The following is a 12827-nucleotide window of genomic DNA, read 5'->3' as shown; positions in this document are numbered from 1 at the left end:
CGCGGGCCCGGCAAGTTCCTGCAATGTGCACCTAAACGTGGTGTTGACGCGCCGGGGGCGGTCCTAGCGTCCCGCTCATGAGCGAAAAGGTCACCTCCGGGATCAGCCGCCGGAACGCGCTGATCGCACTCGGCGCCTCCGGCGTCGCTGCGTCCGGAGCCACGCTGATCGGGCAGCCTGCCCAAGCCTCCTCTCCGTTGTTGCTGGCCAAGCCCGAGCGCCTCGGGGCGCCGCCGGTCGAAGGCCTGCACCTGACCTTCGGCGCCGACCCGGCCACCCAGATGGTCGTCTCCTGGACCACCGACCGGGACGTCGCCCGGCCGCGGGTCAGCTACGGCACCCTCGAGGGCGGGCACGGCCGAGTCGTACCGGCCGAGACCCGGGTCTACACCGACGCCGTGTCGAACAAGACCGTCCACGTGCACCACGCGACGCTCTCGGGGCTGCGTCCGGGCACCTACTACACGTACGCGTCCCTGCACGACGGCGGCCGGCCGGACGCGGGCACGTTCCAGACCGCGCCGCGCGGCCGGTCGGCCTTCACCTTCACCAGCTTCGGCGACCAGTCGGTGCCGTCGGTCACCTGGCAGCCGGACGGCAAGGGCGGCTTCACGCCGCAGATGAACGCCAACAACACCCCGGCCAACGCCGACATCGTGTCCGGCATCGAGCAGGTCGACCCGCTGTTCCACCTGCTCAACGGCGACCTCTGCTACGCGAACCTGGACCCCGACCGGCCCCGTACGTGGAACGCGTTCTTCGCCAACAACACCCGCTCCGCCCGGTACCGCCCGTGGATGCCGGCGGCCGGCAACCACGAGAACGAGAAGGGCAACGGACCGCTCGGGTTCAGCGCCTACCAGACGTACTTCAAGCTCCCGGCCAGCGGCAGCGACCCCGAGCTGGCCGGCCTCTGGTACGCGTTCACCGTCGGCTCGGTCCGCGTCATCTCGGTCAACAACGACGACGTGGCCCTGCAGGACGGCGGCGACAGCTACGTCAGCGGCTACTCGGGCGGCGGGCAGCGTCGCTGGCTGGAGAAGGAGCTGGCCCAGGCCCGGTCGTCGCGCGACATCGACTGGATCGTCGTGTGCATGCACCAGGTGATGGTCAGCTCGTCCGACGCCAACGGGTCCGACCTGGGCATCCGCGAGAACTGGGGCCCGCTGTTCGACAAGTACCAGGTGGACCTGGTGGTGTGCGGGCACGAGCACGACTACGAGCGCTCCCTGCCGGTGCGCGGCGTCGTCTCCGGCAGCGAGACCCTCACCCCGAACCCGGTCTCGTCGAACACCGAGCTCATCGAGTCGGCCAAGGGCACCACCCACATGGTGCTCGGCGGCGGCGGCGTCAGCGGCACCACCAACAAGGCGTTCTTCCCGCTCGGCAAGGCCAAGGTGATCACCGCGGTCGGCGCGCCGCCGGCCGGCGGCGGCAAGAGGCCGTCGACCTACACCTTCGAGGGCACGCCCTGGCTCGGTTTCCGGGATTCCGAGCATCCGTACGGCTTCGCCGCGTTCACGGTCGACCCGGGCCACGCCCCGGGCGCCACGACCAGCATCTACGTCACCTACTACAACGTCACCATCCCGGACGGCCAGATCGCCCCGCTGGAGACGTTCACCCTGCAGCGCAGACGCTCCGACGGCCACCGCTGACCCACGGCGGGCGCGGCACCGCACGGTCCGCGCCCGCCCTCCGCCGGCACGGCATGAGCCCTGTGACGTAACAGTCTTGGCCCGGCGCGGTAGATCGACGTTATCGTTGCGGTTGCAACATTTGATGCGTCATGTAAGCGCCGAAGGGACAACGTCGTCATGGCAACGGTGCGGTACGAGAAAGCCACCCGGATCTACCCGGGCACGGACAGGCCGGCGGTCGACGCGCTCGACCTGGACATCGCGGACGGGGAGTTCCTCGTCCTGGTCGGGCCCTCGGGGTCCGGCAAGTCGACGGCGCTGCGGATGCTCGCGGGACTGGAGGACGTCGACGCCGGCGCGATCTTCATCGACGACCGGGACGTCACGAACCTGCCGCCCAAGGACCGTGACATCGCCATGGTCTTCCAGAACTACGCGCTGTACCCGCACATGACCGTGCGCGAGAACATGGCGTTCGCGCTGAAGCTGCGGCACACCCCGAAGGACGTCATCGCGCGGGACGTCAAGGAGGCCGCCGCCCTCCTGCAGCTGGAGCCGTACCTCGACCGGAAGCCGAAGGCGCTCTCCGGCGGCCAGCGCCAGCGGGTCGCCATGGGCCGGGCGATCGTCCGGCAGCCCCGGGTGTTCCTGATGGACGAGCCGCTGTCCAACCTCGACGCCAAGCTGCGGGTGCAGACCCGCTCGCAGATCGCCACCCTGCAGGCCCGGCTCGGCGTCACCACGGTCTACGTCACCCATGACCAGGTCGAGGCGATGACCATGGGCCATCGCGTCGCCGTGCTGGACAACGGGCTGCTGCAGCAGGTCGACACCCCCCGCGCCCTCTACGACCGGCCGACCAACGTGTTCGTCGCAGGCTTCATGGGCTCGCCGGCCATGAACATCAAGACCGTCCCGCTCACCGACGACGGGGCCGCCTTCGCCGACATGATCATCCCGCTGACCCGCGACCAGGTCGACGCCGCGCGGGCCGACGGCACCCAGCACGTCACCATCGGCTTCCGGCCCGAGCACACGGAACTCGTCGGGCCCGGCGACGGCGGCATGCCCATCACGGTCGACCTGGTCGAGGAGCTCGGCTCCGACTCGTACGTCTACGGCACCGTCGCCCTCGAGGGGCACGACGAGCGCTTCGTGGTCCGCGTCGAGTCCCGCGACACCCCCGACCTGGGCGAGATCGCGTACGTCAAGCCGCGCGCCGGCTCCCACCACGCGTTCCACGCCACGACGGGCGAGCGGCTGCCGGACTAGAAGCGGGCGGCGGCGGTCCGCAGGTGCTCGAGGAAGTGGGTGACCGCCGGCGGGCTCGTGCGCCCCGCCGGCGTGGCCGCGTAGATGTGGCGGATCGACTCGTCGTCGCGGTGCAGGCGCAGCACAGCGATCCCCGGCGGCACGCGACCGGCCGCGAGCGCGGGCAGCAGCGCCACGCCAAGGCCGGCGGCGACGCAGCCCAGCTTGCCGGTCCACTCGGCCGCCGTGATCTCGATGCGGGGGCGGAAGCCGGACGGGAGCGAGGCCCGCAGCAGCGTCTCCTCGGCGGTGGCCGAGCCGGCGATGAACGCGTCGCCGGCCAAATCGGCCAGCCGGACCGTCCGGCGGCGGGCCAGCGGATGGCCGCGAGCGACCGCGACCAGCATCGGCTCGTCGAGCAAGTGGTGCAGGTCGAAGCGGGCCCGGTCGACCGGCCCGGCCGGTGACGAGCTCACCACGGCCACGTCCGCCTCGCCCGCGGCCAGTCGTTCCAACAGTCTGGGGGTCAGACCTTCGACCAGGGTCAAACTCACGTCCGGGTACGCCGACCGGAAGGCGGCGAGCGCCGACGGCACCAGCGTCGCGACCGAGGTGGGAAACGCGCCGACCCGCAACCGCCCGCTGCCCAGTGCGCGAACCTCGTCCATCGCGCGGCGGGCGCTGGTCAGACCATCCAACACTTGCGACGCGTACGGCAGAAGGGCGCGACCCTCCTCGGTCAGGGCGACCCCGCGCGGCAGCCGGTCGAAGACCCGGCTGCCCAGCTCCGCCTCCAGCGCGACGATCTGCCGCGAGACCGCCGACTGGGTGAAGCGCAGGCGGCGGGCGGCCGCGGTGATCGAGCCGAGGTGGGCGACCGTGCGGAACACCTCGAGCAGCTGGGTATCCATGCCGGCCAAGCATGCCAGCCATGCCGGACATTCGCTGGTCGCATCGCAGCGGAAGACCTAGCGTGGCCGTCATGAGGCTGACCCTGGACAACCCGAAGACCGTCGCCGCGCCGTTCGGGGACCGGTTCGCGCACGTGGCCCGGCTCGACCTGGGAGACGGCGCGCTCCTGATGCTGGCCGGGCAGGTAGCGGTCGACGACGACGGCCAGGTCGTCGCGCCGCACCACGCGGGCGCGCAGGCCGAGCGGATCTTCGAGATCATCGAAGGCCTGCTGGAGGCGCACGGCGCCACGCTGAACGACGTGCTGCACATCCGCACGTTCATGACCGACCTCGGCGACCTGCCCGCCTACGGCGCGGTGCGGAGCCGCAGATTCACGGCGACACCGCCGCCGGCCAGCACCACCGTCGAGGTCACGAAGCTCTTCCTGCCGGGCGCGGTGCTGGAGGTCGAGGTGACAGCGGCGGCACCGGCAAGGTCTTGAGCCGCGCCGGGTCGTTGAGGACGTCGATCGCGACGATGCGGTCGTCCCGGACGGTCAGGGCCATCACCGTGAGCGTGCGCCCGCCCGCCACCATGACCAGGCCCGCCGCGCCGTTGACCAGGGCCGGGCAGGCGTAAGGCGCGAACTTGCCGAAGCCGGTGGCCTGCCCGGCGATGTCGCGCGCGCCGCGCAGCACCGCGGTGAAGCTCGGCCGGTCCGGCCCGCCGTCGGCGCGCAGCACGACGTCGGGGTGCAGCACCGCGACCAGCCGGTCGAAGTCGCCGTCGCGGGCGGCGGCGAAGAAGGCGTCGACGGCCGCCCGCTGGCGGGACAGGTCGAGATCGGGGGCCGGCGCCTGGTCGCGCACCCGCCGCCGCCCCCGGCTGGCCAGCTGCCGTGCCGCGGCCGGTGAGCGCTCGAGCAGCACGGCGACGTCGTCGAACGGCACCGCGAACAGGTCGTGCAGCACGAACGCCAGCCGCTCGTCCGGACCGAGCGTGTCGAGCACGACCATCAGCGCCAGGCCGACCTCGTCGGAGAGCAGGGCCTGCTGCTCGGGGTCGGGGCCGGACGGCAGGCTCACCACCGGATCGGGCATCCGCAGCTCGGGATGGGCCCGCCGCCCGCGCAGCACGTTCAGGCAGACTCGGCCGACGATCGTCGTGAGCCAGCCGGGCACATTCTCCACATCGTCGTCCCCGGCCCGTTCCGCGCGCAGCCACGCCTCCTGCACCGCGTCGTCGGCCTCGCTGAGCGAGCCGAGCATGCGGTAGGCCACGGCGCGCAGCCGCGGCCGCTCCACCTCGAACTCCTCCGTCATCCCGGGCATCGGTCACATTCTCGCCCCGCCGCGTGTCAGACGCAGGAAACGACGAATGGTAGGAGGGACCAACTCATGATTCTCGTGACCGGCGGCACCGGCACGCTCGGGCAGCACGTCGTTCCGCTCCTCCGGGAGACCGGCGCCGACCTGCGGATCCTGACCAGGCAGACCCGGCCGGGCCAGTTCACCGGCGACCTGGAGACCGGGCAGGGGCTCGACGAGGCCCTCGACGGGGTCGACGTCGTGCTGCACCTGGCGGGCAGTGCGAAAAACGACGAACAAAAAGCCCTTCAGCTCGTACGCGCGGCAAACCGCTCCCAGAAGCCGCACATCGTCTACATCTCCGTGGTCGGGTGCGAGCGGATCCCCGTCCGCAGCGCCGTCGACCGGGGCATGTTCGGCTACTTCCAGCAGAAGCGGGCGGCCGAGGTGGTCATCGAGAAGTCGGGGCTGCCGTGGACGACGCTGCGCGCGACCCAGTTCCACGACCTCACCTGGAAGGTGGCCGAGGGCGCGGCGAAGCTGCCGGTGATGCCGGCGCTGGCCGGGGTGCGCTTCCAGCCGGTGGAGACGGCCGAGGTGGCGCGGCGGCTGGTCGACCTCGTGCGGGGCGAGCCGTCCGGTCTGCGGCCCGATCTGGCCGGGCCGCGGGTGTACGCGATGGCCGAGCTCTTCCGGATCTGGTTGCGCGCCACCGGCCGGCGCCGGGCGGTGCTGTCCGTGCGCGCGGCCGGCGGCGCCTACAAGGCCGTGCGCGGCGGCGCGGTCCTCCCGGGCCGGGATGCCGACCTCGGCACCGTGACCTGGGAGGACTTCCTCAAAGTCAGGGCTGGCTGAAGCCCGGTTCGACGTTCCCGGCCAAGCGCCGCACATAAACAGGGTCGAGGTCGCTGGTGATCGAGATGTCGTACCAGCCGCTGCGCAGCGGCAGATGACGGACCTGCGACTGACCCGGGTTCAGCCGGATCACCGTGCGCTCCCCGCCGTACGCATCGGTGAGGATGACCCGCGCGGGCCGCGACGAGGGGTTCGCCAAAGTGAGCCGCCCCTGCCGGGTCGTGGCCTCGACCCCCGCCGCGCGGAACCGGCGCAGGAACCCGTCCGGGCCGTGCACGGTGACGTCGGCGGCGGCCGGCCAGGAGCCGGAGAGGTGGGTGCGAGCCGCCGCGGTGAACGTGCGCGGCTCCCCGCCGGCCGTGGTCGCGTGGAAGACCGCGCCGGCCCGGCCCCGGCTCGCGAACGTGATGGTCAGCTCGCCCTTCGCGAAGCGGGCGTCGGCGGCCAGGTCGTAGGGGAGCGGCCGGGCCGGGCGCAGGCCGCGCTCCTGGCGGGGCAACTCCGGGTCGGCCGGGGGCGTCGGCACGTAGTCGGGATGCCGGTCGCGGTCGGCCGGGGCGTACCCGGAGGTGTCCGGGAGCCGGGGCGGTGACGGCCGGGTCTTGCCGAAGTCGAAGGCGGCGGTCAGGTCGCCGCAGACCGCGCGCCGCCAGGGCGAGATGTTCGGCTCGCGCACGCCGAACCGTTTCTCGATGAACCGCACGATCGAGGTGTGGTCGAAGACCTCCGAGCAGACGTAACCCCCGGTGCTCCAGGGCGAGACGACCAGCATCGGCACCCGCTGGCCCAGGCCGTAGGGGCCGGCGACGTAGCCGTTGGCGGCGGGCAGGAACTCGTCGCGCAGGTCGACCGTGGAGTTGCCCGGGGTCGGGTAGCCGGGGACCATGTGGTCGAAGAAGCCGTCGTTCTCGTCGTACGTGATCAGCAGGACGGTCCGCGCCCACACCTTGGGGTCGGCGGTCAGCGCGTCGAGCACGTTCGCGATGTACCAGGCGCCGTAGTTGGCCGGCCAGTTCGGGTGCTCGGTGTAGGCCTCGGGCGCGACGACCCACGACACCTTCGGCAGTTTGCCGCCCACGACGTCCTCGCGCAGGATCCGGAACAGGTCGTCGCCGGACTTGAGGTTGGTGCCGGTGCGGGCCTTCTGGTAGAGCGGCGAGCCGGGCGCGGCATTGCGGTAGTTGTCGAAGTAGAGCAGCGAGTTGTCGCCGTAGTTGCCGATGTACGGGTCGGAGGTCCAGCCCCAGAAACCGGGCCCGTCCAGCCCGTCGCCCTCGTCCTGGTAGATCTTCCAGGAGACGCCGGAGGCCTCGAGCCGCTCGGGGTAGGTCGTCCAGTCGTAGCCGAGCTCGTCGTTGGCGACGACCGGTCCGCCGCCCTTCCCGTCGTTGCCCGTGTACCCGGTCCACATGTAGTAGCGGTTCGGGTCGGTCGGACCCATCAGGGCGCAGTGGTACGCGTCGCAGATCGTGAACTGGTCGGCCAGCGCGTAGTGGAACGGGATGTCCTCGCGGGTCAGGTACGCCATCGTGGTCGCCGACTTGGCCGGCACCCACCGGTCGTACTTCCCGCCGTTGAAGGCGTCGTGCCCGTCGTTCCACCCGTGCGGCAGGTCCTCCAGGAAGGCCAGGCCCAGGTCGTCGATGTCCGGGTGGAACGGCAGCACCCCGTCCTGGTGCCAGACCGACTCCCCGTCCGGCTTCGTCACCGGCGTGCGGTCGCCGAAGCCGCGCACCCCGCAGAGCGAGCCGAAGTAGTGGTCGAACGAGCGGTTCTCCTGCATGAGGACGACGATGTGCTCGACGTCGGCGATCGTGCCGGTGCGGCGGTCGGCCGGGATGGCCGCGGCCCGGGCGATGCTCGGCGAGAGGGCGGTCATGGCGGTCGCGCCGGCGGCCAGCCCGAGGAATCCACGACGATTGATCCGGTCCATGCCGGACAGTGTTCGCGCGCGCACGGAAACGGCGGGCGGCGGTCAGGCGAAGTTCTCCTGTGGGTCTGCGATCTCCTGGGTGATCCGCCGGTCGTCGGCCAGGCGCCGGGTCAGCCCGCGGCGATCCAGCAGCTCGAGCAGGGGAACGGCCACGCGGCGGGTGGTGCCGAGGGCCTGGCGGGCCTCGCTCAGCGTGAACGGCCGGCCGATCCGGGCGAGCTCGCGGGCCGCGCGGTCGGGCGCGTCGGCGCGCAGAACGACATTCGGCGCCAGCTGGATCAGGAGTCCGGCCCGGACCGCCGCCGCCTGCTGGCGGCTTCCCAGACCCAATTCCACGAGGTCGTACGCCTCGGGCGCGGTGAACGGCGGCCGGTCGCGGAACGCGCGGTCGACGGCGTCCCGCAGCTCGGCGGGGAGGTCGTGCCCCGCGCCGTGGACCCGGCCGCCGCGCAGCGTCAGCGGTGCCGCGACCAGGGCCTCGACCAGGGCGCGGTCGGGGAGGCCGAGGCGGTGCCGCAGCGCCTCCACCGGGGCGCCGGGCACGAGCGGGTTCTCATCGTGGTGGCGGGCCACCTCCTCGACCAGGCGCCGCCCGAGGGACGCCCAGTGAGCGGGGTCGGCGAGCCAGTCGCCGGCCACCGGCGTCGCGTCGGCGGGGACGCCCATGGCGGTGAGGTCCGCGCGGCGGATCAGGAGGCGGCGGCGCAGCTCGGAGGCGAGGTCGGGGGTGCCGTCCAGGCCCTCCAGCTCGGCGGCCCGGGCCGCGGCCGCGCCTCGTCTCGTGAGGCCGGGCGGGGCGACGTCGAGGACCGTGACGCCGCCGGCCACGTGGCGGCGGCCGGGGTCGCGCAGGAGGGCCCGGTCGCCCAGGCGCAGCGGGAGCGGGCGGGACAGGCGCAGGCGGGCGGTGTCGGCGCCCAGGGGACGGACCCGGACGGGGACCGCCGCCGAGCCGAGGTGCAGGGTGAGCGTCCGCGGCAGGTCGGCCACCGGGTCGCCGTGAACGCGGACGTCGATCAGGTCGGTCGCGCGGAAGCGGCCCGGGGTGAGCAGGGCGTCGCCACGGGCGGCCCGGTCGCGGTCGACCCCGCGCAGGTTGACGGCGACGCGGGCCACCGCGGTCACCTCGTCGGCCGGCGCGCCGAGGGTCTGCAGGCCGCGAACCCGAACCGTGCCGGCGCCGCTTCCGGAGCCGCCGAAGCCGCCGCTTCCGGAGCCTCCGAGGCGGCCAGAGCCTCCGCCGCTGCTGCCGGAGCCGGTGCCGAGGACCAGCTCGTCGCCGGGGCGGAGGCGGCCCGCGCCGAGCGTGCCGGTGACCACGGTGCCGGCGCCCTTGATGGTGAAGGCGCGGTCGATCCACAGGCGGACCGGGGACTCGGTGTCCGGCGGGGGCAGGCGGTCGATGAGGCGGTCGAGCGCGGCGCGCAGGATGTCGAGTCCGGCGCCGGTGGTGCCGCTGACCGCGACCGCCTCGACCGCCGGGCCGAGGCTGGTGCGGGCCAGCTCGGCCCGGGCCTGGGCGGTGGCGGGCGCGGGATCGGCCAGGTCGGAGCGGGTGACGACCAGCAGGGCGTGGCGCACGTCCAGGGCGTGCAGGGCGGCCAGGTGCTCGGCGGACTGCGGCATCCAGCCCTCGTCGGCGGCCACGACCATCAGGGCGGCGGGGACCGGGCCGACCCCGGCCAGCATGTTGGGGACGAAGCGCTCGTGGCCGGGGACGTCGACGAAAGCGACTGTCCTTTGCGACGGCAGAATGGTCCAGGCAAAGCCGAGGTCGATGGTCATACCACGGCGGCGCTCCTCGGCCCAGCGGTCCGGTTCCATCCCGGTCAGGGCGCGGACCAGGGTGGACTTGCCGTGGTCGACGTGGCCGGCGGTGGCTATGACGTGCATGCGCGGGCGGCCTCGCGGACCGCGGCGACGACCTGGTCGTCGGACTCCGGGGGCACGCACCGCAGATCGAGGAGGAGCCGGTCGCGCGAGACACGTCCCACCACGATCGGTGCGGTTGTGCGCAGGAACACCCCGTACGTCTGCGGTAAGGAGAGTGACCACGACGGGAGCTCGATGCCGGGCGCGCCACCGCCACCCACGACGGCCTTGGATGCGACGAGCGTGACCTCGACGCCGGCCTCGGCCAGACGATCGGCCGCCCGGCGCGTGCGTTCCTTGAGCTCGCGTCCGTCGATGCGAAGGGCCTGCCAGGTGGGTGTCTCGGGGCCGGTCAGGGTGGCCTGGAGGGCGGCGAGGGTCAGTTTGTCGACGCGGAGCGCGCGGGCGAGGGGATGGCGTCGCAGGCGCTCGATCAAGGTGGCGTCGCCGAGGATCAGACCGGCCTGGGGGCCGCCGAGCAGCTTGTCGCCGCTGGCCGTGACCAGCGACGCGCCCTTGCGGAGGCTGGTGGTGGCGTCGGGCTCTCCGGGCAGCAGGCTGTCGGGTTTCAGCAGGCCGGAGCCGATGTCGGCGACGACCGGGACCCGCAGCGTCGCCAGGTCTTCCACGGCCGCCTCGCCGGTGAAGCCGGTGACGACGAAGTTGGACGGATGGACCTTCAGGATGAATCCCGTGTCCGGACTGATGGTTTTTTCGTAGTCCTCGACGGACGTTCGGTTGGTAGTACCGACCTCCCGCAGCCGTGCGCCGGTCGACTCGAGCAGCTCGGGCAGGCGGAAGCCGTCGCCGATCTCCACCATCTCGCCGCGGCTGACGATGATCTCCTTGCCGGCGGCCAGGGCGGTAGCCGCGAGGACCAGGGCGGCGGCGCCGTTGTTGACCACGTGCACGTCGGCCGCGTCGGGAACGGCGTCGCGCAGGGCGTTCAGCGCGCCGCGGCCCCGGCGGGCGCGGAGGCCGGTGTGCAGGTCGAGCTCGACGTCGGTGTGGCCGGCCGCGGCCTGGATCGCCTCCCGGGCCGCCGTCGAGAGGGCGGCCCGGCCCAGGTTGGTGTGCAGGATGACGCCGGTCGCGTTGAGGACCGTGGCCAGACCGCCGGCCGTCGCCGGCAGGGCGCGCACGGCGGCGTCGGCCACCTCGCCCGGGGGCAGTTCCCCGGCGCGGGCTCGCTGCTGGGCGCCGGCCACCGCGGCCTTGACGGCCGCGCGTCCCAGCCGTCCGGCGGCGTCGGCCAATCGGGGGTCGGCCAGCACCACGTCGGTACGGGGGACGCGCCGTCGCGGATCCGTCATGACTCGAACCTAACCGTTCGCGGGTCGTTGAGCGCGTCATCCGCGTCAGGTCCACTGTGGAAGTGACATCATCCTCGGATGCGTCTCGTCTCAGCGTTCGTTCCGCTGGCCGCCTTTCTGCTGGCCTCGTGCGGGACGGCGCCCGGCTGCGCGCTGATCGTGACACCGTTCGGGGTGACCTCGGGCGGCAAGCTGCCCGACGTGCCGGGCGGCGCGACCCGGCTGGTGAGCAGCGCCGGGCAGGTCGCCTTCTGCCTCGACCGGGCGGGCACGGCCACCGTCGACCGGGTCGTGCCGCACGTCGTCGCCGGCTCGCTGCGGGTGGACGGCTTCGCCATCGTGACCGGCGCTGCCCCCGGAACGACGCTGGCCACCGGCGCGGTGGTCTCGCACCGGTGCCCGGGCTCGGGCCGCGGCGCCACCGACGCGGAGCTGGCGTCGATGGCCTTCCTGCAGCTCCGGATCCACCAGCTGTCCGCGGTCTCGACGGTGGTCGACAGCTTCGTCCTGGAATACACCTCCGCCGGCCAGCAGCAGTCGTTCACGTTCCCGTGGCGCCTTGACGTGTGCGCCCCCGGCGACAAACTCTGCGGCTAGCGCCGCGTCCGATCTCCGCCAGACCGGCCGGGCCCGATCCAGCAGGCTCGGGGCATGGGATTTGGACTTGAGGGCAAGGGCGCGCTGGTCACCGGCGGCGGGCGCGGCATCGGGGCGGCGGTCGCCGAGCGGCTCGCCGCCGAGGGCGCCGACGTCGCGCTGACCTACCGGGACGACGCGGCGCGCGCGGAAGAGGTGGCGGCGCGGATCCGGTCGCTCGGGCGGCGGGCGGTGGTCGTGCGGGCCGACAGCGCCGACCCGGGCGCGGTGACCGCGGCCGTCGACGAGGCCGCCGCGTCGATCGGCCGGCTCGACATTCTGGTCAACAACGCCGGGACGTTCCTGCTCGGCCCGATCGAGCAGCTCGGGCTCGCCGAGTTCGAGGAGACCGTGGCGGTCAACGTGCGGGCGCCGTTCGTCGCCTCGCAGGCGGCGGTGCGGCACATGGCGGCCGGGGGCCGGATCATCAACATCGGCAGCAACGTGGCCGAGCGGGCGGTCTTCCCCGGGTTCGCCCTGTACTCGATGAGCAAGACGGCGCTGATCGGGCTGACCAAGGCGCTCGGCCGGGAGCTGGGCCCGCGGGCCATCACCGTCAACCTGGTGAACCCCGGCCCCACCGACACCGACCTCAACCCGGCGAACGGCCCGGACGCGGCGGCCATCAGCGGCCTCACCGCGCTCGGGCACTACGCCCGGCCGGGCGACATCGCCGGGGCGGTCGCGTTCCTGGTGAGCGACGACGGCCGCTACCTGACCGGCGCGACCGTCAACGTCGACGGCGGTTTCAGCATCTAGGGTTCTCCTGACGGCCGGCCACCACGAGCCTGGTCTCGTGGGCGGTTATCACGGCCTGGTCGCGGTCGCGCAGGCCGAGCTTGGTGAGCACGTTGCTGACGTGGGTCTTCGCGGTGTACGGGCTGACGCCCATGGCGGCGGCGATCTCCGAGTTGGACATGCCCAGCGCCGGCATCCGGAGCGTCTCGCGTTCACGGGTGGTCAGCACGGACAACCGCCGCGCCGGCAGCGGGCGCGCCGCGGCGCCCGACGCGAACAGCTCGACCAGCCGCCGGGTCACCGAGGGAGCGAGCAGCGACTCGCCCGGACGGCGTGGACGAGTCGTCCCGTCGCACGTCCTTGAGCAGGAACCCGCGGCCGCTCCCGT

12 protein-coding genes are annotated in these 12827 nt (G+C 73.0%); 6 read left to right on the top strand and 6 right to left on the bottom strand.

The window, feature by feature from the left end; genetic code table 11:
- The first annotated feature begins 77 nt into the window (after window positions 1-77).
- Window positions 78-1658 carry a purple acid phosphatase family protein gene (locus A3CQ_RS0107360; protein WP_020510280.1) on the top strand — a complete coding sequence of 527 codons (1581 nt, stop codon included), beginning with the start codon at window positions 78-80 and terminating at the stop codon, window positions 1656-1658.
- 159 nt (window positions 1659-1817) lie between these two features.
- Window positions 1818-2912, top strand: a complete 1095-nt coding sequence (locus A3CQ_RS0107355; RefSeq protein ID WP_020510279.1) for an ABC transporter ATP-binding protein — start codon at window positions 1818-1820, stop codon at window positions 2910-2912.
- Here A3CQ_RS0107355 and A3CQ_RS0107350 read toward each other — a convergent pair.
- The gene (locus tag A3CQ_RS0107350; protein WP_020510278.1) at window positions 2909-3802 is read right to left on the bottom strand and encodes a LysR family transcriptional regulator; all 894 of its coding nucleotides are present in this window, start codon (window positions 3800-3802) and stop codon (window positions 2909-2911) included. The two genes, A3CQ_RS0107355 and A3CQ_RS0107350, sit on opposite strands and share 4 nt — an antisense overlap.
- Window positions 3803-3873: 71 nt before the next feature.
- On the opposite strand from A3CQ_RS0107350, the gene A3CQ_RS0107345 reads away from it, so the two are divergent.
- Window positions 3874-4287: a RidA family protein gene (locus tag A3CQ_RS0107345; RefSeq protein WP_026205422.1), complete on the top strand. Its 414-nt coding sequence runs from the start codon at window positions 3874-3876 to the stop codon at window positions 4285-4287.
- Here A3CQ_RS0107345 and A3CQ_RS51835 read toward each other — a convergent pair.
- On the bottom strand, window positions 4217-5107 hold the full coding sequence (locus A3CQ_RS51835; RefSeq protein ID WP_020510276.1) for a sigma-70 family RNA polymerase sigma factor: 891 nt from the start codon (window positions 5105-5107) through the stop codon (window positions 4217-4219). The two genes, A3CQ_RS0107345 and A3CQ_RS51835, sit on opposite strands and share 71 nt — an antisense overlap.
- A gap of 75 nt (window positions 5108-5182) precedes the next feature.
- Between A3CQ_RS51835 and A3CQ_RS0107335 the strand changes: the two genes are divergently transcribed.
- Window positions 5183-5947 carry an SDR family oxidoreductase gene (locus tag A3CQ_RS0107335; protein WP_020510275.1) on the top strand — a complete coding sequence of 255 codons (765 nt, stop codon included), beginning with the start codon at window positions 5183-5185 and terminating at the stop codon, window positions 5945-5947.
- On the opposite strand, the gene A3CQ_RS0107330 is transcribed toward A3CQ_RS0107335, so the two are convergent.
- Genes A3CQ_RS0107330 through selA form a run of 3 tightly spaced genes read right to left on the bottom strand, consistent with a single transcriptional unit; the run spans window position 5934 to window position 11065 of the window.
- On the bottom strand, window positions 5934-7880 hold the full coding sequence (locus A3CQ_RS0107330; protein WP_020510274.1) for a phosphocholine-specific phospholipase C: 1947 nt from the start codon (window positions 7878-7880) through the stop codon (window positions 5934-5936). The two genes, A3CQ_RS0107335 and A3CQ_RS0107330, sit on opposite strands and share 14 nt — an antisense overlap.
- Window positions 7881-7922: 42 nt before the next feature.
- On the bottom strand, window positions 7923-9773 hold the full coding sequence (gene selB, locus A3CQ_RS0107325) for a selenocysteine-specific translation elongation factor (RefSeq protein WP_020510273.1): 1851 nt from the start codon (window positions 9771-9773) through the stop codon (window positions 7923-7925).
- Entirely contained in the window at window positions 9761-11065 is a 1305-nt protein-coding gene (gene selA / locus A3CQ_RS0107320; RefSeq protein ID WP_020510272.1) for an L-seryl-tRNA(Sec) selenium transferase, read from the bottom strand. Before selA ends, selB begins: the two co-directional genes overlap by 13 nt.
- Before the next feature lie 78 nt (window positions 11066-11143).
- On the opposite strand from selA, the gene A3CQ_RS0107315 reads away from it, so the two are divergent.
- Both A3CQ_RS0107315 and A3CQ_RS0107310 read left to right on the top strand, forming a co-directional pair.
- The gene (locus A3CQ_RS0107315) at window positions 11144-11662 is read left to right on the top strand and encodes a hypothetical protein (RefSeq protein WP_020510271.1); all 519 of its coding nucleotides are present in this window, start codon (window positions 11144-11146) and stop codon (window positions 11660-11662) included.
- Window positions 11663-11716: 54 nt separating this feature from the next.
- Window positions 11717-12460 (top strand): SDR family NAD(P)-dependent oxidoreductase, encoded by a 744-nt coding sequence (locus A3CQ_RS0107310; RefSeq protein ID WP_020510270.1) that lies wholly within the window; start codon window positions 11717-11719, stop codon window positions 12458-12460.
- Here the strand turns inward: A3CQ_RS0107310 and A3CQ_RS51830 are convergent.
- Window positions 12450-12740, bottom strand: a complete 291-nt coding sequence (locus A3CQ_RS51830; RefSeq protein WP_020510269.1) for a response regulator transcription factor — start codon at window positions 12738-12740, stop codon at window positions 12450-12452. The genes A3CQ_RS0107310 and A3CQ_RS51830 overlap by 11 nt on opposite strands.
- Window positions 12741-12827: the final 87 nt, after the last annotated feature.

The sequence above is a fragment of the Paractinoplanes globisporus DSM 43857 genome (genome assembly GCF_000379645.1).
Taxonomy (GTDB): Bacteria; Actinomycetota; Actinomycetes; order Mycobacteriales; family Micromonosporaceae; genus Actinoplanes; species Actinoplanes globisporus.
The sequence above is the reverse complement of the archived record's forward strand: the minus strand, read 5'-3'. Positions and strand labels throughout refer to the sequence as shown.